The following is a 22150-nucleotide window of genomic DNA, read 5'->3' on the forward strand; positions in this document are numbered from 1 at the left end:
CCGCCGGGGTCGATGCACGCCCCTCGTTCGACAACCAGAGCGACACTCACAAGATCGATCGATTGATCTCAGGGGCACGGGGGCGAACTCCGTGATCGTCGCCCCCTCGCGCTCAAGTCTCCGTCGAAGGACACTCGTAGGCAAAGGAGTTGCCGCCGGAGGGGGACGGGACATGCGGGACAGCCATCGGACCGAGGCCGAGCGGCTGGTGGCCAGGGCCGTGGAGGAGGAGGTACGGCGCTCGGGCGGGCGCGTCGACGGACAGGTGCTGCTGTCGCGGGCCGGCGGCGCGCTGGACGCCATGGCCCAGAACGCGGCGGAGGAGTACGAGGCCTATACGCGCGCCCTCGACGAGGCGGAGGCCGGCCGGCTGACCTTCGGACAGCGGTACGCCCGCGAGGGCACCGGAACTCCCCTGCTGATAGCGGGCGTTGCCGCGGTTGCCGCCACCGTGGCCGACCTCTCCCTCGGCACCGGCGCGGGCACGGCGCTGGGCGCGGGCGTGGCCGTGGGCGTGGTGGGCACGGCCGCCACCGTCGTGAAGGTGGCGAGCTCCCATCTGCCCGCCGCCCACCACCGCGCCGGAGAGGTCGGACAGCCGGGCGGCCCCGAGCAGCTGCGCCTGCAGTGGCTGACGGCGCTGGAGGTGCGCGGCATCCGCCCGTTCCTCGACCAGCAGCGGGTGCTCAGCGCCTCCACGGGCCCGAAGAAGACGGGTCCCCAGCTGCGCGGCTCGGACAAGAGCGCGGCGGCCCGCAGGCGCACGGCGCTCGACCAGTCGTTCGGCCAACTCCCCGAGCCGGAAGGCGCTTTCACGGGCCGACGGCAGGAACTGGCGCGGATCCGGCAGTGGGCGCAGGCGTCCAGGGCGACCACCGAGACCCGGCCGACGGTGGTCGTGCTGTACGGGACGCCGGGCTCCGGCCGCACCACGCTCGCCGTCCACGCCACGCACGATCTCAGGGACCACTTCCGCGGCGCGGTCGTCGTCAACCTGCGGGGCGACAGCGGCGAGGAGCCGCCGCTGTCCACCCGCGACGCCCTGCTGCACCTGCTCAATCGTTTCGGCGCGCCCCGCGAGCAGCTCCTGTTCCGCGAGCGCTCCTCCCCCGACCAGCAGATCAAGCGTCTGAGCGAGCTGTACCACCAGCATCTGACGGGCCTTGCGGTGACGATCGTCCTCGACGACGCCTCGGACCCCGAGCAGGTCCGCGCCCTCGTCCCGGAACGCTCCGACAGCCTGGTCCTGGTCACCGCCCGAAAGCCCCTCGACCTGCCCGCCGACCTCCTGGCCTGGGTCCACCAGCTCCCGGTCGAGGCACTGGACGCGGCGGGTGCGGAGGAGCTGCTGGGCGCGGCCGCGCAGGACGCCTCGGAACCGTACGACGCCGAATCCGCCGACCGGATCAGGGAGTTGTGCGGCGGGCTGCCGCTGGCGCTGCGCATCGCGGGCTCGTCCCTCGGCCCGCGTTCACCGCGCGGGCTGGCCACCGACCTCTCCGCGTACGGCCCGGTGGAGCCGGTCGAGCGCGTGCTGTGGCTGCGCTACACCGACCAGTCCGAGACCGCGCGCCGGCTGCTGAGAAGATTGGCCATCGCCGGCCGGGCCTCCCTCGGCGCCGCGGCGGCCGCCGCCCTGCTCGCCACCGACGAGGCGGAGGCGACCCGCCATCTGGTGGCCCTCGCGCAGGCGGGCCTGATCGACCACGTCCGCGGCAGCCGCTACCGGCTGCACGATCTGGTCCGCGCCTTCGCCCAGGCCCGTCTCATGGACGAGGAGGAACCGGCCGAGCGCACGGCGGCGCAGGAACGCCTGATCGTGAACTACGCGGAGCTCGCCGACTCCGTGCTCCGTCTGGTCGACGGCAATATGTCGACCCGCTCGGACCGCTTCGGCCCGCACGGCTTCACCTCCCTCGACGAGGCGCTGCGCTGGCTGGACGACGAGTCGAGCTTCATCACGGCGGCCCTGCGTCAGGCGGAGGGCGTGAACCAGGCGGCCGTGCTGAACCTGCTCGGCGCGCTGTGCGACTACTGCCTGCTGCGCGGCGACCTCTACCGCCTCGGCGAGATCAGCGAGCTGACACACGCCGTCGACCGGGGCCTCCTGGTCCGCTCGGTGCAGTGGCGCACCGGCATCGCGGCCCGCCACCTGGGCGAACTGGACACGGCCCGGACGACCCTGGCCTCCGTCGTCGACCTCTACATGGAGGCGCACCACGACGCGGGCGCGGCCCGCGCCCTGTGCTCCCTCGGCATCACGCTGCACCACCAGGGCAACCTCACGGAGGCGGCGGCGAAGCTCCAGGAGGCCCTGGATCTGCAGGCGGCGCCCGAGCTGGCGACGGACCGCGCCTGGACCATGCACGCGCTGGCCGCGGTCCAGCGCGACCGCGCCCGGCTGTCGGAGGCCCTGGACCTGCTCACCCGGTCCCTGGTCCTGCACCACGAGGGCGGATCCGTGCACGGCGAGGCCTGGGCCCACTTCCAGCTGGGCCAGCTGGGGCTGCGCATGGGGGACGTACCGCGTGCGGAGCGCGAGCTGCGGGCCGCCCTCGACCGCTACAGCCGTACCCGCGACGCCCGCGGCGAGGCCTGGGCCCTGACCCAGCTGGCCCGCGCCCGGCTGGTCGCCGGCGACCCCTCCCCGGCCGTGGACGGCCTTCGCCGGGCGGCCGCCCGGCACCGCGACAACGAGGACGCGCGCGGCGAGGCCTGGACGGTCTACTACCTCGGCCAGGCCCTGGAGGAGACGGGCAACCTGGATCTGTCGGTGCGCGAGCTGGAACGCTCCCGCACGATGTTCTCCCGCATGCGCGACGTCTACGGCCTGGCCTGCGCCCGTCACCACTCGGCCCGCGTCACCCGTGACCAGCGCGCGGCCCAGACCGGCTCGCTCAGGAACTCGGGCTTCGCCCGGCAGCTCCTCGTCGACGCCCGCGCCGACTTCCAGCGCATCGGAGTCGCCCACGGCGAGGCGTGGACCTGTCTGGAGCTGGCGGTCGTGGACGCGGGCAACACCCGCACCCAGCAGGCCCTCGCCCTGTGCGACGAGGCGATCGGCCTGTTCACCTCGTACGGCGACCGCCGCGGCGAGGACTGGGCGCGCTTCCTGCGCTGCACCCTGCTCCCCTACGCCGCGCCCGGCGGCGTGGAGGTCGGCACGGCGGTCGCCCTGGAGGAGCTGACCCAGCTCGCCCGCACCGGACACCCCGCGCGCGACGAGAAGCTGGACGACTACGCCGCCGCGTACCGGCTGCTGCTGGAGCGCGGCGTGAACCTGGAGGCGGGCTGGCAGGCATGGCGTCTGGGGATGGTGCCGGACCGGCATGCCCGGGAGGTCATGGGGGTCCCGGTGCCGGCCAGGCAGTGATCCCCCGGTCAGCCGTGCTGCGCCTTCGGGTCGTCCGCGGTGGTCCCGGACTCCGCGCCGGGGGCCGGGGTCTCCTTGAAATCGACCTTCTGCATGTGCTTACTCATGGACTTCATCAGGCCCCACACGGCCAGGGCCATCACCGCGAAGACGATGAAGCCGAGGACGCCGGGGGTGACCTTGTTCTCGTCGACCTCCTTGGCGAGGGGGACGAGGTGCGTCAGTGCCAGGCTCGCGCTCATGTCAGGCATTGTCGCGGATGCCCGCAAAGAGGTCGTCCTCGGGGAGGGATGTGTCGACGAGAGACTTCGCGAGCTCGTACTCCTCGGTCGGCCAGACCTCCTTCTGGAGCTCCATGGGCACCTTGAACCAGCCGCCGTCGGGGTCGATCTGCGTGGCGTGGGCGATCAGCGCCTTGTCGCGGATCTCGTAGAACTCGGCGCAGGGGACGTGCGTGGTGAGCGTGCGCTCCGTGCGCTCGAACTCGCTCCAGCGCTTGAGCCACTCCCCGTAGGGCGACTCCAGGCCGCGCTCCAGCATCGCGTTGTGCAGCGCCTCGGTGCGGGGGCGGTTGAAGCCCTGGTTGTAGTAGAGCTTGAGCGGCTGGTAGGCGGGGCCGAACTCGGACTCCGGGTACTTCTCGGTGTCCGCCGCGCCCTCGAACGCCACCATGGAGATCTTGTGGGTCATGATGTGGTCGGGGTGCGGGTAGCCGCCGTTCTCGTCGTAGGTGGTGATCACCTGGGGACGGAAGGAGCGGATCTGCTTCACCAGCTCGCCGGCCGCCTTGTCGACGTCCTCCAGGGCGAAGCAGCCATCGGGCAGCGGGGGCAGCGGGTCGCCCTCGGGCAGGCCGGAGTCGACGAAGCCGAGCCACTCCTGCTTGACGCCGAGGATCTCGCGGGCCTCGTCCATCTCCTTCTTGCGTACCTCGTGGATGTGCTCCTCGATGTACTTGTCGCCCTGCAGCTTCGGGTTGAGGATGGAGCCGCGTTCCCCGCCCGTGCAGGTCACCACCAGCACGTCCACCCCCTCGGACACGTACTTCGCCATGGTGGCCGCGCCCTTGCTCGACTCGTCGTCGGGGTGCGCGTGAACGGCCATCAGTCGCAACTGGTCAGTCAAGACTCAATCCTCAGTAAGTCGGCGCCCCCGTGTCGTCGGGCGCGATCGGCGGCTTCTATAGTGACCGAATCGGAGGGCGAATAATTCCGGGCCCCGCCCCGGAGGCCCCTTTCGGGACGTTCTGTCCCGTCTCTGCCGAGAGGACGATCATGAGTACGGCGAGCACGCGACTGCCCGAGGGGCGTTACGGCCGTTCCTCGGACGAGAACGCGGACCGCGGGCTCAAGGTCGCCGGGGCCGTCCTGGGCGCGGCCCTGCTGGCGCTGGTCGGCTACTTCGCCTACCACTACGTCGGGCAGAACGAGATCAGCGCGCAGGTGATCGCCTTCAAGGCCTCGGACGACGCCGTCAAGGTGCATCTGGAGGTCCACAAGGACGCCGGCGCCGACGGCTACTGCACGCTGCGCTCCCAGGGCGAGGACGGCTCCGAGGTGGGCCGGGCGGACTTCCGTTTCTCCGGATCGGCCACGAGCATCGACAAGGTCGTCACCCTCCGTACGACGGCCCGGGGCTCGACGGCCGAGCTGCTCGGGTGCCACACCGGCTGACATCACTCGCGTCGCGCAGGCTCCGACCTGCGTCGATGTAATTCTGGTGGCTTATGTCCTCCCCCTTTAGCCGTTGAATTGTTAGGCTCGTGGTTTCGCCCATCCGTGAAGGAACATTCTTCTGGGTAGGGCGATGCTTTGTATTCCCAGTACCGACGAGGAGCACCTGTGACCCAGACCAGCGAGAACGTCACCTGGCTGACCCAGGAGGCGTACAACCAGCTCAAGGCCGAGCTGGAGTACCTGTCTGGTCCTGCGCGCACGGACATTGCCGCCAAGATCGCGGCCGCGCGCGAGGAGGGCGACCTGCGCGAGAACGGCGGGTACCACGCGGCCAAGGAGGAGCAGGGCAAGCAGGAGCTCCGTGTGCGCCAGCTGACCCAGCTTCTCGAGAACGCCAAGGTGGGCGAGGCTCCGGCCTCGGCCGACGGTGCCGTGGCGCCCGGCATGGTCGTGACGATCGCCTTCGACGGTGACGAGGACGACACCATGACGTTCCTGCTCGCCTCGCGCGAGTACGCGAGCGCCGACATCGAGACGTACTCGCCGCAGTCCCCGCTGGGCTCCGGGGTCATCGGCCACAAGGTCGGCGAGGACGCGGAGTACGAGCTGCCCAACGGCAAGAAGGCCTCGGTGAAGATCCTCAAGGCCGAGCCGTACTCGGGCTGATCCCGCTCACGGTTTCCCGGCGAGCCCCCGGCGTCCGCGTGACGCCGGGGGCCTTGTCATGCCGGGCCCCGTCATACCGGGGCCTTCGTCATGCCGGGGGCCTCGTCATGCCGTGGCCGAGCGGTACTTCCGGACCGCGAGGGTCCGGAATATCGCGATGATCAGGACCGAGTAGATCAGCGAGGCCCAGACCGGGTGCTGCATGGGCCAGGCGTCCGATTGGGACTGGCCGGGGTTGGCGAACAGGACACGGGCCGCCTGGACCGTGGCGCTGAACGGGTTCCACTCCGCGACGTGACGCAGCCACGGCGTCATGTTGCTGGTGTCCACGAACGCGTTGGAGAGGAAGGTCACCGGGAAGAGCCAGATCAGCCCGCCGGAGGTGGCCGCCTCCGGGGTGCGCACGGACAGGCCGATCAGGGCGCCGATCCAGGTGAACGCGTACCCGAGCAGGAGCAGCAGGCCGAAGGCGCCGAGGATCCTGGCGGCGTTGGTGTCCCCGAAGGTGCTCGTGCGCCAGCCGACCAGCAGGGCGACGACCGCGAGGACGACCAGGGTCAGTGCCGTCTGGACCAGGTCGGCGAGCGTGCGCCCGGTGAGCACCGCACCGCGGGCCATGGGCAGCGAGCGGAAGCGGTCGATGAGGCCCTTGTGCATGTCGTCGGCGATGCCCGCGCCGGAGCTGGCGGTGGCGAACGTGACGGTCTGCGCGAAGATGCCCGCCATCAGGAAGTTCTTGTAGTCGATCGCGCTGGTGCTCGCGCCGATCTTCATGGACCCGCCGAACACGTACGAGAACAGCACCACGAACATGATCGGCTGGATGAGCCCGAAGATGACCATCTCCGGGATCCGGGACATGCGGATCAGGTTGCGCTGGGCGACGATCAGCGAGTCGCGGACCAGCTGGCTGACGGGGTTGGAGGGAGCCGCGACCCGCACGGCGTCGGTCACGGCACTCACTTCGCGGCCTCCTTGGCCTTCGCCTCGTTGTCGTTGTCCTCGGCGACGTGTCCCGTCAGGGACAGGAAGACGTCGTCGAGGGTGGGGCGGCGCAGTCCGACGTCGTCGATCTCTATGCCGCGGGTGTCGAGTTCCCGGATGACCTCGGCGAGCAGCTTGGCACCGCCGGTCACCGGCACGGTGAGCTTGCGCATGTGCTCCTCGACCGTGGTCTCGCCCTTGCCGAAGCCGCGCAGTACCTCGGCGGCGGTCGCGATCTCCTCGCGCTCGTGCACGACGACCTCGACGCGCTCGCCGCCCGTGCGGGCCTTGAGCTGGTCGGATGTGCCCGTGGCGATGACGCGGCCGTGGTCGACGACGGCTATCTCGTGGGCCAGGTGGTCGGCCTCTTCCAGATACTGGGTGGTGAGCAGCAGTGTCGTACCGCCGGAGACCAGCTGTTTGATGACGTCCCACAGCTGCTGGCGGTTGCGCGGGTCGAGGCCGGTCGTCGGCTCGTCCATGAACATCACGGGCGGCGACACCACGAGCGCGGCCGCGAGGTCGAGCCGGCGGCGCATGCCTCCGGAGTAGGTCTTGGTGGGACGGTCGGCGGCGTCCGTGAGGTTGAACTGCTCCAGCAGCTCCACCGCGCGGGCCTTCGACGCCTTCGCGCCCATCTGGTACAGCCGGCCGACCATCTGCAGGTTCTCGCGGCCGGTGAGGTATTCGTCGACCGCCGCGAACTGGCCGGACAGGCCTATGGAGCGGCGGACGGTGTCGGGGTGCTTGAGGACGTCCACGCCCGCGACCACGGCCTTGCCGCTGTCGGGGCGCAGCAGGGTCGTCAGGCAGCGGACGGTCGTCGTCTTGCCCGCGCCGTTCGGCCCGAGCAGGCCGAGGACCGTGCCCTCGGGCACATCGAGGTCGACGCCGTCCAGTGCCCTTACGTCGCCGAAGGTTTTCACCAGGCCTTCGGCGTAGATGGCGCCTGGCATATGAGTCTCCACGTCTTTGGGGATGGGGTCTTTGGGGATGGGCGGAAAACGCTGGGGGGTGGCTGCAACACACCGTAACGCGATGTATCGCGTTACTCAACAGACTTTTCTCTGGATTGCCCGAACGAGTGACGGACTCGACGTTGCCCGAACAAGATGACGGAAGAGTGTCGGCGAGGTCTCCGACCTCAATCGATGACCGTGTATCCCGCCTCGCGCAGGGCCTGACCGACCTCGGCGCAGTGCACCGGGCCCTTCGTCTCCAGATGCAGCTCCACCTCCGCCTCCGTGAGCCCGAGCCGCGGGTCGGTCCGTACATGGCTCACGTCGAGGACGTTAGCGTCGACCACTGACAACACCCCGAGAAGCGTCGCGAGGGCGCCCGGCCGGTCCGTCAGCCGCAGCCGAACGGCCAGGTAGCGGCCCTGCGCGGCCATGCCGTGCCGCAGGACCCGCTGGAGCAGCACCGGGTCGACGTTCCCGCCGGAGAGCACCGCGACGACCGGCCCTGGGAAGGCACCGGGATGGCCCAGCATCGCCGCGACCGGGCTCGCACCGGCCGGCTCGACGACCAGCTTGGCCCGCTCCAGGCACAGCAGCAGCGCCGCGGACAGCTGGTCCTCGGTGACCGTGAGGACCTCGTCGACCAGTTCGCCGATGATCCCGAACGGCACGTCACCCGGCCGCCCCACCTTGATGCCGTCGGCCATCGTCGACGGGTTCTCGACCGACACCGGCCGCCCGGCCGCGAGCGAGGGCGGGTACGCCGCCGCGCCCGCCGCCTGCACGCCGACGATCCGCACGTCCGGCCGCAGCGTCTTCACCGCGACCGCGATGCCGGCCGCGAGCCCGCCGCCGCCGATGCCCACGACGATCGTGCCCACCTCCGGGCACTGCTCCAGGATCTCCAGGCCGACCGTGCCCTGCCCCGCGATGATGTCGGGGTGGTCGAAGGGGTGGATGAACACCGCGCCGGTCTTCTCCGCGTACTCCTGCGCGGCGGCCAGCGTCTCGTCGACCACCTGACCGTGCAGGCGCACCTCGGCGCCGTAGTCCCGGGTGGCGCTGATCTTCGGCAGCGGGGCGCCCCTCGGCATGAACACGGTGGCGTGCACGCCGAGCAGCGCGGAGGCGAGCGCCACGCCCTGCGCGTGGTTGCCGGCGCTCGCGGCCACGACACCCGCGGCGCGCTCCTCGGGCAGCAGTCCGGCGATACGGACGTAGGCGCCCCTCAGCTTGAAGGACCCCGTCCGCTGGAGGTTCTCGCACTTCAGGTGGACCGGCGCGCCCACCAGCTGCGACAGATGCCTGCTGCCCTCCATCGCGGTCACCCGCGCCACACCCGAGAGCATCTTCTGGGCGCCGCGTACGTCGTCGAGAGTGACGGACCGCAGGGAGTCGGCCGTGCTGTAGCTCATGACTCAAGTCTCGCAGTTCGCAGTCGCGCACAGCTGGTGTGACCAAGCTCCGAGACCGGTTTACACAGCCCCGGTACGGCCCACCCCCCGGCCGCGTACCCTGTCCCCCAACCCAGCACCCTTCATGAAGTGAGCCCCCGGCCATGCCCACAACACCTGAAATGTCGATGGACATGACGACCGTCGGTGACACCGGTCTCCTCGACACGATGCAGCACGAGGTGGCGGTGTTCGCCCGCCGTGCCGAACAGACCCGGCTCGGCGGCGTCGGGCAGGTGCGCAACTCCATGGACCGCGCCGCGTACCTGCTGCTCAATCGCCTCGACAAGGAAGGCCCCATGGGCGTCAAGGCGCTCGCGGCGAGCATGGGGATCGACTCGTCGACGGTCACCCGGCAGGTGGCTCCGCTGGTCGACACCGGGCTCGTCAAGCGGACCTCGCACCCCGAGGACGGTCGCGCCGTGGTGCTCCAGCTGTCCCCGCGCGGGCTGTCCCGGCTGGAGGAAGTCCGCTCGTCCAGGCGTCAGTTGATGGCCGAGCTGACACACGACTGGGCGCCGGAGGAGCGCGAGGCGTTCTGCACGCTCCTCACGCGCTTCAACAGCGCGCTCTCCGCCCGCATGGCAGTGCCGGGTGTGCCCGCGCCGGAGACTCCGCCGACCTCCTGAGCCCCGACTCTTGACCTTGGGCCGCCGCTGGCCTCATATGAGACCGGGTCCTGGTCGTACACGCTTCCGTATGCCGTACCGGCAGGGCCCCTCAGGCGGGAGGATCGGGTGCGAGCACGGCAGGTGTCCCAGAACGCCCGCCGGGCCCGGGAGTTCGAGGCGTTCGTCGCGGGCGCGGCAGGACGGCTGCTGCATGCCGCCACACTGCTGACCGCCGAGGCACCGGACGACAACCCGCGCGCGCGGCGGCTGCTGACCCTGGCCCTCGCGCACACGTACGCGTACTGGGACCGGCTGCACGGCGAGGACCCGTACGACCGCGCCCGCCAGTACCTCGCCACACGGTTCGCGCGCGGGGCGTGGCACCAGTACGGCGGCTTCGGCCGGGCCCGCCCGCATCCCAGGAGCGCCCTCGCCGTCCTCACCCCCCAGGAGCGCCTGATCCTCGTCCTGCGACTGTACGAGGGAGTCGCCGAGGAGCAGGCGGCGGCGCTGCTCGGCCTCCCGGTGGAACGGGTCCGCACGATCTGCGACCGGGCGACGGCCACGCTGCTGCATCCGCGCCGGGGGCAGCCACCGGCGGTGATGGGCCCGAAGGTGGCACCGTCGTGAGGCGTCGGAACGACAGGAGGCCCGTATGAACCGGCCCGAGCGGGAGGCCACCGCACGGCGGATCATGGAGCAGGTGCCGCCGCCGGTGCCACCCGAGCTGTACGCGGAGGTCGTGCGCCGCGGGAGCCGCATGCTGCGCCGCAGGACCGCGGCCCGCCGCCTCCTGTGGCTGCTGCTGTCGGCGGCGACCGTGGCCTTCACCGTCTGGGCCCTGACGGCGCGCCCCTGGGTGGAGCCGCCCTCTCGGACGACTCCACCGATCACCGGCTGGTGAGCCGGCGCCGCGGCCGGCCCTCGGCTAGCCCAGCGCCTGCTGCAGGTCCTCCAGCAGGTCGTCGACGTTCTCGATGCCCACGGAAAGGCGGACGAGGTCGGCGGGGACCTCCAGGGCCGAACCGGCCGCGGAGGCGTGCGTCATACGGCCCGGGTGCTCGATGAGGGACTCGACGCCGCCGAGGGACTCCCCGAGCGTGAAGATCTTGGCGCGGTTGCACACCTCGACGGCCGCTTCCTCGCCGCCTTCCACCTGGAAGGAGACCATGCCGCCGAACGCCTTCATCTGCTTGGCGGCGACCTCGTGACCGGGGTGCTCCGGCAGGCCGGGGTACAGGACCCGCGTCACGCGCGCGTGCCGGCTCAGCATGTCGGCGATCTTCGTGGCGTTCTCGCTGTGCCGGTCCATGCGCACCGCGAGCGTCTTGGTGCCGCGCAGCACCAGCCAGGAGTCGAAGGGCCCGGCGACCGCGCCCATCGCGTTCTGGTGGTACGCCAGTTCCTCGCCCAGTGCCTGGTCGGACACGATCAGCGCGCCGCCGACCACGTCCGAGTGACCGCCCATGTACTTGGTCAGGGAGTGCACGACGACGTCCGCGCCGAGCGAGAGCGGCTGCTGGAGGTAGGGCGTGGCGAAGGTGTTGTCGACGACGAGCCGCGCGCCCGCGTCGTGGGCGACCTGGGCGACGGTGGCGATGTCGGTGATGCCGAGCAGCGGGTTGGAGGGGGTCTCCACCCAGACGGCCTTGGTCTTCGGGGTGATGGCGGCCCGTACGGCTGCCGGATCGCTGGTGTCGGCGACGGACCATTCCACGCCCCACCGGGACACGACCTTCGCGAAGAGGCGGAACGTGCCGCCGTACGCGTCGTTCGGGATGACCACGTGGTCGCCGGGGCTGAGCAGCGTACGCAACAGGGTGTCCTCGGCCGCCAGCCCGGACGCGAACGCGAGGCCGCGACGGCCGCCCTCCAGGGCGGCGAGGTTCTCCTCCAGGGCGGTCCTGGTCGGGTTGGCGCTACGGCTGTACTCGTAGCCGCCGCGCAGACCGCCCACACCGTCCTGCTTGTAGGTCGAGACCTGGTAGATCGGCGGGACGACCGCACCGGTGAGGGGATCGGCGGTGTTGCCCGCATGGATGGCGCGGGTCTCGAAGTGCTGACTGATATGCCTGTCGCTCATGAGCACCGAGCGTAGTGCGCTCGCGCGACTGGTGCCGTGCCGGGCGGTTTTCCACAGGGGAGGGCCGGTTCTCCACAGGGGGAGCCGGACGGGTTGGCCAATTGTCGGCGGCGTCTGGTTCGCTTGAGCCATGGAGATTCTCTGGGTCCTGATGGCGCTGCTCATGCTGAGCTTCGCACTGCTCCCGGTCCTGCGGCGCAGGCGCGGGATGATCGAGCGGGTCTCGCCCGACCACCCGGACGCCGCGGACCCGGCGAACTACGGCTTCGCGCGCGAGGAGGAGCTGGACATCCGGATGCCCGGCCCCGACCAGGATCTGCTGGACGTCCTGGAGCTGGTGCAGCGCACCCAGGACTACCGGGCCGCCGCACAGCTGCTGGCCGGCACCGAGACGGAGGGCGAGCTGCGCTGGCAGCGCGTCCAGGCCTTCGCGGGCGCGGCGGCGCTGGAACTGCAGCAGCGGCCCGGCGGGATCCATGAGACGCCGGGCGGACAGTGGCTGCGGGTGTGGCGGGCCGAGCAGCCCAAGGACGCGGGCGGCGCGGCGGTGCACGCGGAGTTCCTGGTGCAGCAGGCGTGGCGCACGTCGACTCCGGGCACGGACGAGTTCCGGATCATCATGGAGGAGGCCAGGGACGCCAGCGGGCAGGCCGCGCTGCTGTCTCCCGGTGACCCGGTCCCGTACGTCATCGAACTGTCGGTGGCCCGCGGGCTGGCGTATCCGCAGCCGGAGTTCGAGAAGCTGTGGCTGAAGATCCTGGACCGGGCCCCGGCCCACATGGGCGCCCACCTCGCGGCCCTGCACTACTGGTGCGAGAAGTGGCACGGCTCGCGCGAGCTGGCGTACTCCTTCGCCGAGGCCGCCGCGGCGCGCGCACCCCAGGGCTCCCTGCTCGCCGCGATGCCCCTCTTCGCGGTCTTCGAGCACCTCCCCGAGGTGAACCTGGTCAGCAGCTTCTACCGGAGCGAGGTCGTGACCAGGGCGATGCACGGCGCGCTCCACGCGGTGCACGCGGCCCGCCCCGACGACCCGATGTCGGCGCATGTCCGTCACCTGCTGGTCTTCTTCCTGGTCCGCGCCGAGCGCTGGGCCGAGGCCATGGACCAGCTGATACACGTCGACGGCCACGTGGGCGCCCTGCCCTGGTCCCTCTCCCCCGACCCGGCGGCGGAGTTCGCCGTCTACCGCGCCCTGGCGGTGGCGGGCTACGAGGCGAACGGCGGCAGCCCGGCGACCCTGCTCAGCTGACCGTCCCCGCGGTAGGCGACGCAGGCGAGAACGTCCTTTCCCGGGAGCGTCGCTCGAAAGGCTCGGCACCGGCTGTCGCCCGAAGGGCCCAGCAAAAGTTGGCGTCACCCGTACGGCGGCCCTGACGTGCAGCCGGTCGCCACAACCGGAAGCCTAGGATCCGTCTCTGGAAAACGGGAAAATATCCGCCTTGTCAAGGTATGGGCGGGCCCGCTCCACGACCGAAGGAGACGGGATGTCGCACCGCGCCGGCAAGACCCGTTGGCGGCGTTTCGCGGCAGTCCTGGTACCCGGCGTCGCAGCCGCCGCAGCCCTCGGCATCGCCATGGGACAGGGGGCGCTGGCCGCGTCGTTCCTCATTTCCGGGCAGAGGTTCCTGGTCACCGCGGACACCCTGACCTCTCGCGGACTCAGCATCTACAGCATGCTGGACGTGACCAGGCAGGGCGAGCGTGTGCCGGTCCTGGTCACCGGTGCCCGGTACGCGACGATCAGCGCGCTGTGCCAGTCCGTAGTGGTCGAAGTCCCGGTACTGGGCACGCAGACGCTGAGGATCACCGGTGGAAACGACCGCCTGGTCGAGGCAACGAACCTGTTCCTCGACACGACATCCCAGTCGGCCGGGCAGGCGAATTTCACGGGCCTCGACCAGGGCATCGCGCAGGGGGAGATCACCAAGGGACCGATCAACCCGGGCGACCGGGACTCGCGCTTCTTCGACCCCAACGGCTTCGGGCAGCAGGCCACGTCGGTCACCCTGACCGACGTGCGAGTGACCGCGGTCGCGCTCACCGCCGGTACGTTCAACATTCCCGGCCTGCACGTGCAGATCGAGCAGGGCCGCCACGAATGCCCCTGAGCCCCGGGCGGACGAACCTGCCGGACACCCCCCGCATCCGCCTCACGCGGCCCCTGCGCACGCCGCACCGCTGATCAGGAACACATGTGATCCCCAACCTCTTCGGCAGACGACCCCGACTGCGCGTCACGGCGGCGGACGCCCGGCACAGGTTCAGAACCTGGCGTGGCGAACGTCCCTTCTGGGCCGGGCTTTTCACCTCGCTGGCGGGACTGCCCATCCTGTACTGGCCGTACGCGAATCTGGACCTGGGCGGATTTCCGCTGGCCATGTCGACCACGTCCGGTGCCGGAGCCCTGATCATCGGAGTGCTGCTCATCGCCCTGGGGCTCACCCTCTGGTACCACCCGCACCATCGCGTGTTCGCCGGGATCGCCGCTCTCCTGCTCGCTCTCGTCTCCTTCCCCGTCGCGAACCTCGGCGGCCTCTTCCTCGGACTGATCACCGGGCTGGTCGGCGGCTCCCTGGCCTGTTCCTGGACTCCCCCCGTCGCCACCGAACCGTCGACGGCGCCGGCGAACCGCGCGTCCACGGCCGTTCCGGCAGGAGAAGGCCGACGTGACGACTGACCACGCCCGCATGCTCGGCCGGGTACCACGGCCCATCGCCTGCGCGCTGGCCGCGGCCGCCGTGCCCCTGGTCCTGCGCCTCCCCACACCCTCGCCGACGGACCCGCTCCTCACCCCCGGCGGCACGGGCACGCCCACGGCACCGGTGAGCACCCCCGCGGCAACAGCGCCGACACCGTCGAGCGGCACGCCGCCCCCCACAGGCACCACCCCGCGACCGGCCGGTCCCGCGCCGGCACGCTCCGGCAACGCAACGACACCCGCGCACGCCGCGCGGCCGTCCGCGAGCACCGCACGAGCAGCCGCGAAGGCCTCGCCCTCCGCGGCCGCCGCACCAATCGGCGCCGCACCACTCGGCGACGCCCCGCTCGACCCACCGCGGACCCGCCCCGCGGACACCTCCTGGGTACTGCGCGCCGACCGGCTCGTGCTCCGTGCCGTCAGTTTCCGCGGCGTGGTCAGGGTGCGCACCGCGGCCGGGCCCGTTCGGGCACTGAAGTTCGTCGCCCGGTCGGTGGACGCCGTCAACCTCGACGCGACCGCGGGCCGGGGCCGTGCGGCGGTGCGGCTGCGGGCCAGGTCCACGGCCACGCTCAAGGGCCAGGGCGACAAGGGCGTGGTGACCCTCTACATCCGCAAGCTGTCCGGCAAGGTCACGGACCTCGGCGGCGCCCCGCTCCCGGCGAACCGCAGCGTCACCATCACCCCCGACGCCGTACCTCCCTGGCTGGCACACCCGGCCGCCCGCACCCGCACGATCACCTGCGTCGGCGCGACCGTTTCACCGGTCGCGCAGTTCGGCGGCAACCTGTCCGTCAAGCGGCCGCTGCTGCGCGCCAGGGCCGGGTGACCGGCGGACGAACAGGCCATGCCGGGAGGAACGGGAAAGTCGCGGACGGAGACCGGTGGGAGGAACATCGGAGGCACGGAGTCAAGGTGGTGGCTAATGGGGACGCCGTCGATGCTGTTCAGCGAGAGTCCGGAGGATCCGTTCGCCCTCGGGCACGGCGCCTCGGCCGTGCTCGACGATCGCGGCACTGTGGTCGGATGGAGCGCCCGTGCACAGGAACTGCTGGGCTATCCGGCCAAGGAAGTGATCGGACGGGCGTGGCGCGACCTCCTGATCGACGCCCGTGACCTGCCTGCCGCGCGGTCCGTCGTCGTGGACGCCATGAGGGCGGGGGGCTGGTTCGGGGTCCTGCCCGTCCGGCACCACGACGGACGGCGTGTGCAGATAGGTTTCCGCGCCCGCGCGATCACCCGGGACGAGGACAGTCAGGAGTGGGTCCTGGTCGGAGCCCCCGCCGCGGAGGTCATCGCCTGGCAGCGGGACCGTGCGCTGCTGGACGGCCTGTACCGCCGGTCCCCGATCGGTCTGGTCACCTACGGCCCGGACAGAAAGGTGATCCGGGTCAACCGTGCGATCGAAAGGGCGAGCGGCGTCCCGGCCGAGGCGCCGGTGGGCCATCGCCCTCGCGAATTCATGGTCGAGGAGGACGCGGGTCCGGCCGACGACCGGGTACGGCACGTCCTGGAGACCGGCGAGCCGGTGATCTTCACAGAGCAGTCGGCCCGGTCACTTCATGAACCGGGCCGGGAACGGATGGTGTCCGTCTCGGCCTTCCGCATGGAGGACTCCGCGGGCCGGGTTCTCGGTGTGGCCGAGACGATCGAGGACGTGACCGACCGCTACCGGGCCCGACGCAGGCTCACCCTGCTGAACGAGGCCAGCGCCCGGATCGGAACCTCACTCGATGTGACGCAGACGGCCCGGGAACTGGCCGATGTGGCCGCCCACGGCCTGGCCGACTACTGCTCGGTGGACCTTCTGCAACCGGTGACACTCGGTGACGAACCACCCCCCGAAGGGACCGGTCCGCTGCTCCGAGTGTCCCTCTCGCCCCCGGAACCCCGGGTCCCGTTCCAGGCGGGCGACGTGGTCCCGCTCCTTCCGGACTCCCCGCAGGCGCGGTGCCTGGCCGAGCGACGCACGATTCTCGAACGGTCACTGTCCCTCCGCCCCGAGTGGTCCGCCATGGACCGGCGGCGGATCGAGATCGCCCTGGGTCTCGGCGTTCATTCGCTGATCGTGGTGCCCCTGATGGCGCGCGGCCTGGTACTGGGCGTGGTCAGCCTGTGGCGGGTGCGCCATTCGGAGCCTTTCGAGGACGACGACGCGGCGGTGGCCCATGAGTTCTCCTCGCGTGCTGCCGTCTGCATCGACAACGCGCGCCGCTTCACCCAGCAGCAGAGCGCCGCCCTGACGCTCCAGCGCAGTCTGCTGCCGACCGTGGCGCCCGACCTGCCGGCCGTCGAGGTGGCCTGCCGATACCTGCCGGCGAGCGGTGAGCCGGGCATCGGCGGTGACTGGTTCGACGTGATCCCGTTGTCGGGGGCCCGGGTCGCCCTCGTCGTGGGAGACGTGGTCGGCCACGGGATCCACGCCGCGGCCTCGATGGGCCGCCTGCGCGCCGCCGTACGCACCCTGGCCAGCCTCGACCTGGAACCGGACGAAGTGGTGGCCCGGCTGGACGATCTGGTCAGTCTGCTGGCCACCGAGCTGGAGGCGAGCGCCGACGGCAACGGGTCGGCAGTGGAGCAGGTGCTCGGGGCCACCTGCGTGTACGCGGTCTACGATCCGGTCTCCCGGCACTGCTCCCTGGCACACGCGGGCCATCCGGCACCGGTGGTGTCCACGCCGGACGGCCAGGTGACCGTGCTCGACCTGCCCACAGGTCCACCGCTCGGCCTGGGCGGACTGCCGTTCGAGACGTGCGACCTCGAACTCCCCGAGGGCAGCCTGCTCGCCCTCTACACCAACGGCCTCCTGGAGGCGCGCAACGGCGACATCGACGCCGCGCTGGAGAACCTGAACGAATGTCTCACCCACTCCGCCGACTCTCTGGACCACACCTGCCACGCCGTGATCGAAGCACTGCTGCCCAAGGGCCACCGCCCCGCCGACGACGTCGCCCTGCTCATCGCCCGTACCCGGGTGCTACCGCCGGAGGATGTCGCCACCTGGGAGCTGCCCCTGGACGCGACCGCCGCTGCCCGCGCCAGGGAGCTGGTCACGGCACAACTGGTCGAATGGGAACTCACGGAACTGACCTTCACCACCGAGCTGGTCGCCAGCGAGCTCGTCACCAACACCTACCGGTACGCGGCCGGCCCCGTCACCCTGCGCCTCATCCGTTCGCAGAGCCTGATCTGCGAGGTGTCCGACACCAGCCACACCACCCCTCACCTCCGGCGGGCCCTCAGCACGGACGAGGGCGGACGCGGGCTCTTCCTGGTCGCGCAGCTCACGGAGCGGTGGGGCACCCGCTACAGCCACGACGGCAAGACCGTCTGGACGGAGCAGCCCCTGCCGCCCGGGTGATGCGCCCGCGTCATGCCGCCCGGGTGATGCCGCCCGGGTGACTGCTTGTTGGGCTGCAACTCGCGTACCGCCCGATGGGTGCCCGCGGGGGCACCGGCCGCGCCTCGCTCACCCTTTCACCGCTCGTGCCGTGCCGTGGGGCGGTGCGCGGGTGATGCTGGCCGCGGGTTTTCAAGTGCCCTGAACGCTCCCGGAGGCCGCCATGGGGAAAGCTCTCGGTGATGTGCTGGGTCTCGCGGCCGGTGTTGCCGTGAGCCCTCTCCCGGTCGTCGCGATCATCCTGGTCCTGGCCACTCCGCGGGGTCGGCCCAACGGACTGCTGTTCGCGGCCGGCTGGATGCTGGGGCTTTCGGCGCTGGGCGCGGTGATGCTGGTGATCGGGGGGTCCTCCAGTGCCTCCACGAACAAGCAGCCCGCCACCTGGGTCGGGGCCCTCCACCTCGCGCTGGGAGTGCTCCTTCTCCTGTTCGGCGCACAGCTGTGGCGCAAGCGGCCTGCCAACGCCTCCGAGGCCCGGTTGCCGAAGTGGATGGCCGCGATCGACCGCTTCACACCGGTCAAGATCTTCGGACTCGGAACGGCCCTGGCGGCAGCCAACGCCAAGAACGCTCCGCTGACCATCGCCGCGGGTGCCTCGATCAGCTCCAGCGGGCTGCCCATCGGGCAGCAGATCGTCACCCTGGCACTGTTCGTGATCATCGCTTCGCTCGGCGTCCTGGCTCCGCTCGCGGTCCTCCTGCTCATGGGCGAGCGGGCGAAGAGCATGCTCGGCAGCTGGAAGGACTGGGCCGCGCTGCACAACATCGCCATCATGGCGGTCCTCTTCTTCGTCCTCGGACTGAAGCTGCTGGGGAACGGCATCGGCGACCTCACGGCGTAGCCGTGGATGCCCAGGGGGGTACAACACAGTGGGTGGGCGTACTTCGGGCAACGGGGGGCTCTTGTGGAACTGGAACTGAGCTACGACCGGCTGGGTGGCCGGCTGTGTGCCATCGGCGACGTCAGGATCACCCACGGCAAGTGGGGCGGCAGGCCTCAGGCGCTCGGGCCGTGGCCGCTTCAGTACGACATGATGGGCCATCGGCTGAGGTGGATCGGTGACCTGCACATCGGGTACGGGCGATGGGGCAACCGGCCGAGGACGTTCGGGACGTGGGACGTGGACTGCGGCTGGTCCACGATTCCGCGGCGCGTCGGACCCTACGTCGTGGGCCGGCACGGATTCAGCGGGAAGGTGCGGACGATCGGGCCGCTCGCCATCTCGTACGACATGCTCGGCAGCCGTCCCCGGCGCATCGAGTTGCCCAAGGGCCACGACGTCCTCCCCGACGATCTCGGATGCGTTCTCTTCCTGGTGTTGCACCTTCAGGCGGAAAGAGCGAGGGGCGCCGCTGCGGCCTCCTGACCACCGGACGCACGCCGTGGTCGTGCCGAGTGCCGAGTGCCGAGTGCCGAGTGCCGAGGTACCGAGCGCCCGAAACAGGTCTCGCCAGGCACCCGTTCTCTCGAACAGGGTGCCTGGCGAGGCTGTTTCGGGGACGGGGCTAACCGGCCATGGACGGGGCGTAGGGCGACAAGGCCGGGGCGAGTTGCACTCCGGGAGCCAGGCCGAGGGCGACGAGGGCGTCGGGCAGGCCGCGGCCGACGCGGGCCGCCTCCATCGTGCCCTGGGCGGCCAGCTGGCGGCAGCTGGCCGAGATGATGTCGAACAGGTGCTGCACCCGGCCGGGTCCACGGGGCAGCAACTGGCCGTGGAAGTCCTCGTGGTGAGCGAGAACGAGGGCGGCGAGGCCGGCGACGTGCGCCGAGGCCGTGCCGGTGCCGTCGAGGGCCGCGTATCCGCCCTGCGGCACGTCCGACAGGACCGCCACACCGGGGGCGGCCGCGTCGACGCCGGGGCCGTAGCAGCTGAACGGCGCGACGAACAGCCCTTCCGGAGTCAACTGGGGCCCCGAATGGGTTGCTTGGGAGGTGTCCTGCGGGTAGGAGCCGAAGACTCCCAGCGCGCCCACGGCGAACACGGTGGGCAGCGAGCCCGGGAAGGCGACCGGCCCGCCGGTGTCACCGGTCGGCGCGACGCAGGCGATGCCCATCGCGTTGGCGTCGGCGAGTTTGCGCGAGACCAGCGCGGACGAGTACGGGGTCGCCACCGCGATGTGCGCGATGTCGACCTCGCGTTCGATGCAGTGGTCCAGGGCGGCGATGAGATCGCTGAAGTGCCCGTCGGGCATCACCTGGCAGACCTCGATCTCGGCGTCGACCGCGATGCCGATGACGCCCTTGCCGGTGTCCGCCCCGGCGATGATGCCCGCCGCGTGTGTACCGCTGCCCACCGTGTCGCGGGCCCATCCCTCGTCCGTGCCGTGCACGAGATCGACGCCGGAGCGCACCCGTTGCCTCAGGTCGGGGTGCTCGGCGCTCACCCCCGAGCCGATGACCGCGATCTTGACGCCGAAGGCGCGGAACGTGGGGGGCAGCCGGTCCAGCCGCATGGCCTGCTGGCCCCAGCCGTACTGCTGCCGCTTCTCCAGCTCCGGGTACACCTTGGCCAGCGGGGTGAGGGTGACGAGGTTCTCCCGGGTCGCGGACAGGTCGGGGCGGTGGATCCAGCGGTCCGTGTACCCGCCCGCGGGCCGCACGTACAGGGACTGAATGGAATCGGCGGTCTCCGTCGCGAGCGTGATGGTGACCGTCCCGTCCTTCCCGGTGACGCCCTGGCCCGGCCACGTGGCCCCGATCAGGAACACCCCGGCGCCGGCCAGCGGTTCGCCGTCCGGGCCGCAGACCCGCAACGAGATCTCCAAGGGTTGTTCCAGCGGCGTGACCAGCCCCGGATCGGGCAGCGGCAGAATGCCCGCGGTCGGCGTGGCGGCGGGTCCGGTTCCGGCCAGTGGCAGATCCGGCTCGATGTGCACGTGCAGCGACCGCATCGCCGGCACCTGGGCCTCGGCCGCCTCGACGACCGCGAGCTCCGGGCAGGAGGGGAGCAGTCCGGCCGACTGGAGTTTCTCCGAAGGCTGGAGTCTGCGGATCACTTTGACCTCGGGCATCCGGTCCAGCCGGTCGCACATGGCGTCCATGTCGAGTTCGGGCACTCCCGGCGGGAGCAGATTCTGCGGCAGCGGTGTCACCAAGTACCGTGCCAGGCGCGGCTGCACGGGGAAGGCCCCCTGCGTGCCTTCCTTGCGTGGCCCCGTCGCCCTGCCTTCGGGTCCCGGCCCAGCCGCCCCCGCGCCCCCGCCCGCGCTCTCGCCGCCGCTTTCGGACCTTTCCTTGACCATTACGTCCACCTTCACCACGCTCGCGTCGTATTCCTGCACCTGATCCGGTGACGGGCGGATCGCGCTTCCACGGTGATGCGGTGTGCCCGGGACTCCGGGCACACCGCATCGCGCGCCGCCAGAGGTCAGCCGATACCGAAGGGCTGACCCATCAGGCCGTAGCCGAAGCCCGGCTGCTGCTGGTACTGCGGGAACTGCTGACCGAACGACTGCTGCTGGCCGTACCCGCCGCCCCACTGCTGACCCGGCTGGATCTGCTGCTGGCTCTGCTGGCCCGGCTGGGCCTGCTGGAGCAGGGCCACGATCGCGGTGGGCAGCGCCTGCTGCACGGACTGCTCCACCGCGCTGCGGACGCCCGCGTGCAGCGTGTGGTGCAGCGCGAGAGCCAGGTACGGGTGCGCCTGCTGACCCATGCCCTGCTGCTGGAGCTGCTGCTGCACCTGCTGGATGTGCTGCAGCGTCTGCTGCATGCGCTGGGCGATCTGCGTGGCGGCCTGCTGACACGCCTGCTGGATCGACTGCTGGACCACCTGCGCGAGCTGCTGCTGCGGGGCGCCGATCTGCGGGGTGCCGATCTGCTGGCCGAACTGCTGCAGGGGCTGGGTACCGGTCATCACCGACATGAATGCTCCGTTCGATGGGAACGCGAGAGAAACCGACATAAGGCCTATGTCGGGCTTATCGGATTAATCCGACGCCCCGAAGCTAGTCGGCCGTCGCGGGGCCCGCAATCGGAGGACCGCCCTGGTGTGAGTCGGCTCGTCACCCAGCGCACCCGGCGCACCGGCGGGAGACGATGGAACTCCCGGGCCGGGTGAGGTGGTGGCGATGCCCGCATGGCATCTGCACGACCATCACGACGACGGTCTCGCCCAGGCGATCCGGATCTGGGACCAGAGCCGCCGGGCCGACGACGACCCGGTGTTTCCGGTCTCCGAGGTGATGGCCGCGGCGCGGACGGGCCGGACGGCGGCGGTCGCGGCGGTCGGCGACGAACTCGTGGG

General features: G+C 71.1%; 21 protein-coding genes. 13 read left to right on the top strand and 8 right to left on the bottom strand.

Translation table 11 applies throughout. From position 1 onward, the window contains the following. The first annotated feature begins 172 nt into the window (after positions 1-172). A complete protein-coding gene (locus tag ACIPSA_RS09065; RefSeq protein WP_402630733.1) occupies positions 173-3373 on the top strand; it encodes a tetratricopeptide repeat protein in 3201 nt (1066 codons plus the stop codon). A gap of 8 nt (positions 3374-3381) precedes the next feature. Here ACIPSA_RS09065 and ACIPSA_RS09070 read toward each other — a convergent pair whose 3' ends face one another. Together ACIPSA_RS09070 and mca are read right to left on the bottom strand one after the other, a co-directional pair. Next, entirely contained in the window at positions 3382-3615 is a 234-nt protein-coding gene (locus ACIPSA_RS09070) for a hypothetical protein (protein ID WP_402630736.1), read from the bottom strand. A gap of 1 nt (position 3616) precedes the next feature. Further along, the gene (mca, locus tag ACIPSA_RS09075) at positions 3617-4477 is read right to left on the bottom strand and encodes a mycothiol conjugate amidase Mca (protein ID WP_402631718.1); all 861 of its coding nucleotides are present in this window, start codon (positions 4475-4477) and stop codon (positions 3617-3619) included. 170 nt (positions 4478-4647) lie between these two features. Between mca and ACIPSA_RS09080 the strand changes: the two genes are divergently transcribed. Next, complete coding sequence (locus tag ACIPSA_RS09080; RefSeq protein WP_402630739.1) at positions 4648-5046, top strand: DUF4307 domain-containing protein; 399 nt, start codon at positions 4648-4650, stop codon at positions 5044-5046. A gap of 168 nt (positions 5047-5214) precedes the next feature. Further along, positions 5215-5715, top strand: a complete 501-nt coding sequence (gene greA / locus ACIPSA_RS09085; RefSeq protein WP_402630741.1) for a transcription elongation factor GreA — start codon at positions 5215-5217, stop codon at positions 5713-5715. Positions 5716-5820: 105 nt separating this feature from the next. On the opposite strand, the gene ACIPSA_RS09090 is transcribed toward greA, so the two are convergent. The 3 genes from ACIPSA_RS09090 to ilvA all read right to left on the bottom strand — a co-directional run bounded on the left by ACIPSA_RS09090 (position 5821) and on the right by ilvA (position 9073). Further along, on the bottom strand, positions 5821-6678 hold the full coding sequence (locus tag ACIPSA_RS09090) for an ABC transporter permease (RefSeq protein WP_402630744.1): 858 nt from the start codon (positions 6676-6678) through the stop codon (positions 5821-5823). Further along, on the bottom strand, positions 6675-7655 hold the full coding sequence (locus ACIPSA_RS09095) for an ATP-binding cassette domain-containing protein (RefSeq protein WP_402630747.1): 981 nt from the start codon (positions 7653-7655) through the stop codon (positions 6675-6677). The genes ACIPSA_RS09090 and ACIPSA_RS09095 overlap by 4 nt, the downstream gene beginning before the upstream one ends. A gap of 188 nt (positions 7656-7843) precedes the next feature. After that, positions 7844-9073, bottom strand: a complete 1230-nt coding sequence (ilvA, locus tag ACIPSA_RS09100; protein WP_402630749.1) for a threonine ammonia-lyase — start codon at positions 9071-9073, stop codon at positions 7844-7846. A 161-nt stretch (positions 9074-9234) separates the two neighbouring features. Here ilvA and ACIPSA_RS09105 point away from each other — a divergent pair, with 161 nt between their 5' ends. The 3 genes from ACIPSA_RS09105 to ACIPSA_RS09115 all read left to right on the top strand — a co-directional run bounded on the left by ACIPSA_RS09105 (position 9235) and on the right by ACIPSA_RS09115 (position 10627). Next, a complete protein-coding gene (locus ACIPSA_RS09105; protein WP_402631721.1) occupies positions 9235-9741 on the top strand; it encodes a MarR family winged helix-turn-helix transcriptional regulator in 507 nt (168 codons plus the stop codon). Positions 9742-9849: 108 nt separating this feature from the next. Then, complete coding sequence (locus tag ACIPSA_RS09110) at positions 9850-10353, top strand: sigma factor-like helix-turn-helix DNA-binding protein (protein ID WP_402630752.1); 504 nt, start codon at positions 9850-9852, stop codon at positions 10351-10353. Between the two features lie 25 nt (positions 10354-10378). After that, positions 10379-10627, top strand: coding sequence for a hypothetical protein (locus ACIPSA_RS09115; protein WP_402630755.1), 249 nt, complete (start codon positions 10379-10381; stop codon positions 10625-10627). 24 nt (positions 10628-10651) lie between these two features. Here ACIPSA_RS09115 and ACIPSA_RS09120 read toward each other — a convergent pair whose 3' ends face one another. Then, complete coding sequence (locus tag ACIPSA_RS09120; RefSeq protein ID WP_402630758.1) at positions 10652-11806, bottom strand: cystathionine gamma-synthase; 1155 nt, start codon at positions 11804-11806, stop codon at positions 10652-10654. 130 nt (positions 11807-11936) lie between these two features. On the opposite strand from ACIPSA_RS09120, the gene ACIPSA_RS09125 reads away from it, so the two are divergent. The 7 genes from ACIPSA_RS09125 (at position 11937) to ACIPSA_RS09155 (ending at position 19270) form a co-directional block, all read left to right on the top strand. After that, positions 11937-13055, top strand: a complete 1119-nt coding sequence (locus ACIPSA_RS09125) for a hypothetical protein (RefSeq protein WP_402630761.1) — start codon at positions 11937-11939, stop codon at positions 13053-13055. A 235-nt stretch (positions 13056-13290) separates the two neighbouring features. Beyond that, entirely contained in the window at positions 13291-13914 is a 624-nt protein-coding gene (locus ACIPSA_RS09130; RefSeq protein WP_402630764.1) for a DUF6230 family protein, read from the top strand. Positions 13915-14000: 86 nt separating this feature from the next. After that, a complete protein-coding gene (locus tag ACIPSA_RS09135) occupies positions 14001-14483 on the top strand; it encodes a DUF6114 domain-containing protein (protein WP_402630766.1) in 483 nt (160 codons plus the stop codon). Further along, entirely contained in the window at positions 14473-15333 is an 861-nt protein-coding gene (locus ACIPSA_RS09140; protein ID WP_402630769.1) for a hypothetical protein, read from the top strand. Before ACIPSA_RS09135 ends, ACIPSA_RS09140 begins: the two co-directional genes overlap by 11 nt. A 96-nt stretch (positions 15334-15429) precedes the next feature. Continuing rightward, positions 15430-17865: a SpoIIE family protein phosphatase gene (locus ACIPSA_RS09145; protein WP_402630772.1), complete on the top strand. Its 2436-nt coding sequence runs from the start codon at positions 15430-15432 to the stop codon at positions 17863-17865. A 202-nt stretch (positions 17866-18067) separates the two neighbouring features. Beyond that, on the top strand, positions 18068-18745 hold the full coding sequence (locus ACIPSA_RS09150; RefSeq protein WP_402630775.1) for a GAP family protein: 678 nt from the start codon (positions 18068-18070) through the stop codon (positions 18743-18745). Between the two features lie 63 nt (positions 18746-18808). Beyond that, positions 18809-19270 carry a hypothetical protein gene (locus tag ACIPSA_RS09155; protein WP_402630778.1) on the top strand — a complete coding sequence of 154 codons (462 nt, stop codon included), beginning with the start codon at positions 18809-18811 and terminating at the stop codon, positions 19268-19270. Between the two features lie 139 nt (positions 19271-19409). Here ACIPSA_RS09155 and ACIPSA_RS09160 read toward each other — a convergent pair whose 3' ends face one another. Both ACIPSA_RS09160 and ACIPSA_RS09165 read right to left on the bottom strand, forming a co-directional pair. After that, positions 19410-21023, bottom strand: a complete 1614-nt coding sequence (locus tag ACIPSA_RS09160; protein ID WP_402630780.1) for a S8 family serine peptidase — start codon at positions 21021-21023, stop codon at positions 19410-19412. A 248-nt stretch (positions 21024-21271) separates the two neighbouring features. Further along, positions 21272-21769 (bottom strand): hypothetical protein, encoded by a 498-nt coding sequence (locus ACIPSA_RS09165; RefSeq protein WP_402630783.1) that lies wholly within the window; start codon positions 21767-21769, stop codon positions 21272-21274. Positions 21770-22150 lie beyond the last annotated feature (381 nt).

It is taken from the genome of Streptomyces sp. NPDC086549 (assembly GCF_044746205.1).
GTDB lineage: Bacteria > Actinomycetota > Actinomycetes > Streptomycetales > Streptomycetaceae > Streptomyces.

Excerpts from the sequence above, each read along its gene's own strand:
- ACIPSA_RS09115 (WP_402630755.1), top strand. The coding sequence starts at position 10,379 with ATGAACCGGCCCGAGCGGGAGGCCACCGCACGGCGGATCATGGAGCAG.
- ACIPSA_RS09065 (WP_402630733.1), top strand. The coding sequence starts at position 173 with ATGCGGGACAGCCATCGGACCGAGGCCGAGCGGCTGGTGGCCAGGGCC.
- ACIPSA_RS09080 (WP_402630739.1), top strand. The coding sequence starts at position 4,648 with ATGAGTACGGCGAGCACGCGACTGCCCGAGGGGCGTTACGGCCGTTCC.
- ACIPSA_RS09095 (WP_402630747.1), bottom strand. The coding sequence starts at position 7,655 with ATGCCAGGCGCCATCTACGCCGAAGGCCTGGTGAAAACCTTCGGCGAC.
- ACIPSA_RS09165 (WP_402630783.1), bottom strand. The coding sequence starts at position 21,769 with ATGTCGGTGATGACCGGTACCCAGCCCCTGCAGCAGTTCGGCCAGCAG.
- mca (WP_402631718.1), bottom strand. The coding sequence starts at position 4,477 with ATGGCCGTTCACGCGCACCCCGACGACGAGTCGAGCAAGGGCGCGGCC.
- ACIPSA_RS09125 (WP_402630761.1), top strand. The coding sequence starts at position 11,937 with ATGGAGATTCTCTGGGTCCTGATGGCGCTGCTCATGCTGAGCTTCGCA.
- ACIPSA_RS09070 (WP_402630736.1), bottom strand. The coding sequence starts at position 3,615 with ATGAGCGCGAGCCTGGCACTGACGCACCTCGTCCCCCTCGCCAAGGAG.
- ACIPSA_RS09150 (WP_402630775.1), top strand. The coding sequence starts at position 18,068 with ATGGGGAAAGCTCTCGGTGATGTGCTGGGTCTCGCGGCCGGTGTTGCC.
- ACIPSA_RS09105 (WP_402631721.1), top strand. The coding sequence starts at position 9,235 with ATGTCGATGGACATGACGACCGTCGGTGACACCGGTCTCCTCGACACG.
- ACIPSA_RS09145 (WP_402630772.1), top strand. The coding sequence starts at position 15,430 with ATGGGGACGCCGTCGATGCTGTTCAGCGAGAGTCCGGAGGATCCGTTC.
- ACIPSA_RS09120 (WP_402630758.1), bottom strand. The coding sequence starts at position 11,806 with ATGAGCGACAGGCATATCAGTCAGCACTTCGAGACCCGCGCCATCCAT.
- ACIPSA_RS09130 (WP_402630764.1), top strand. The coding sequence starts at position 13,291 with ATGTCGCACCGCGCCGGCAAGACCCGTTGGCGGCGTTTCGCGGCAGTC.
- ilvA (WP_402630749.1), bottom strand. The coding sequence starts at position 9,073 with ATGAGCTACAGCACGGCCGACTCCCTGCGGTCCGTCACTCTCGACGAC.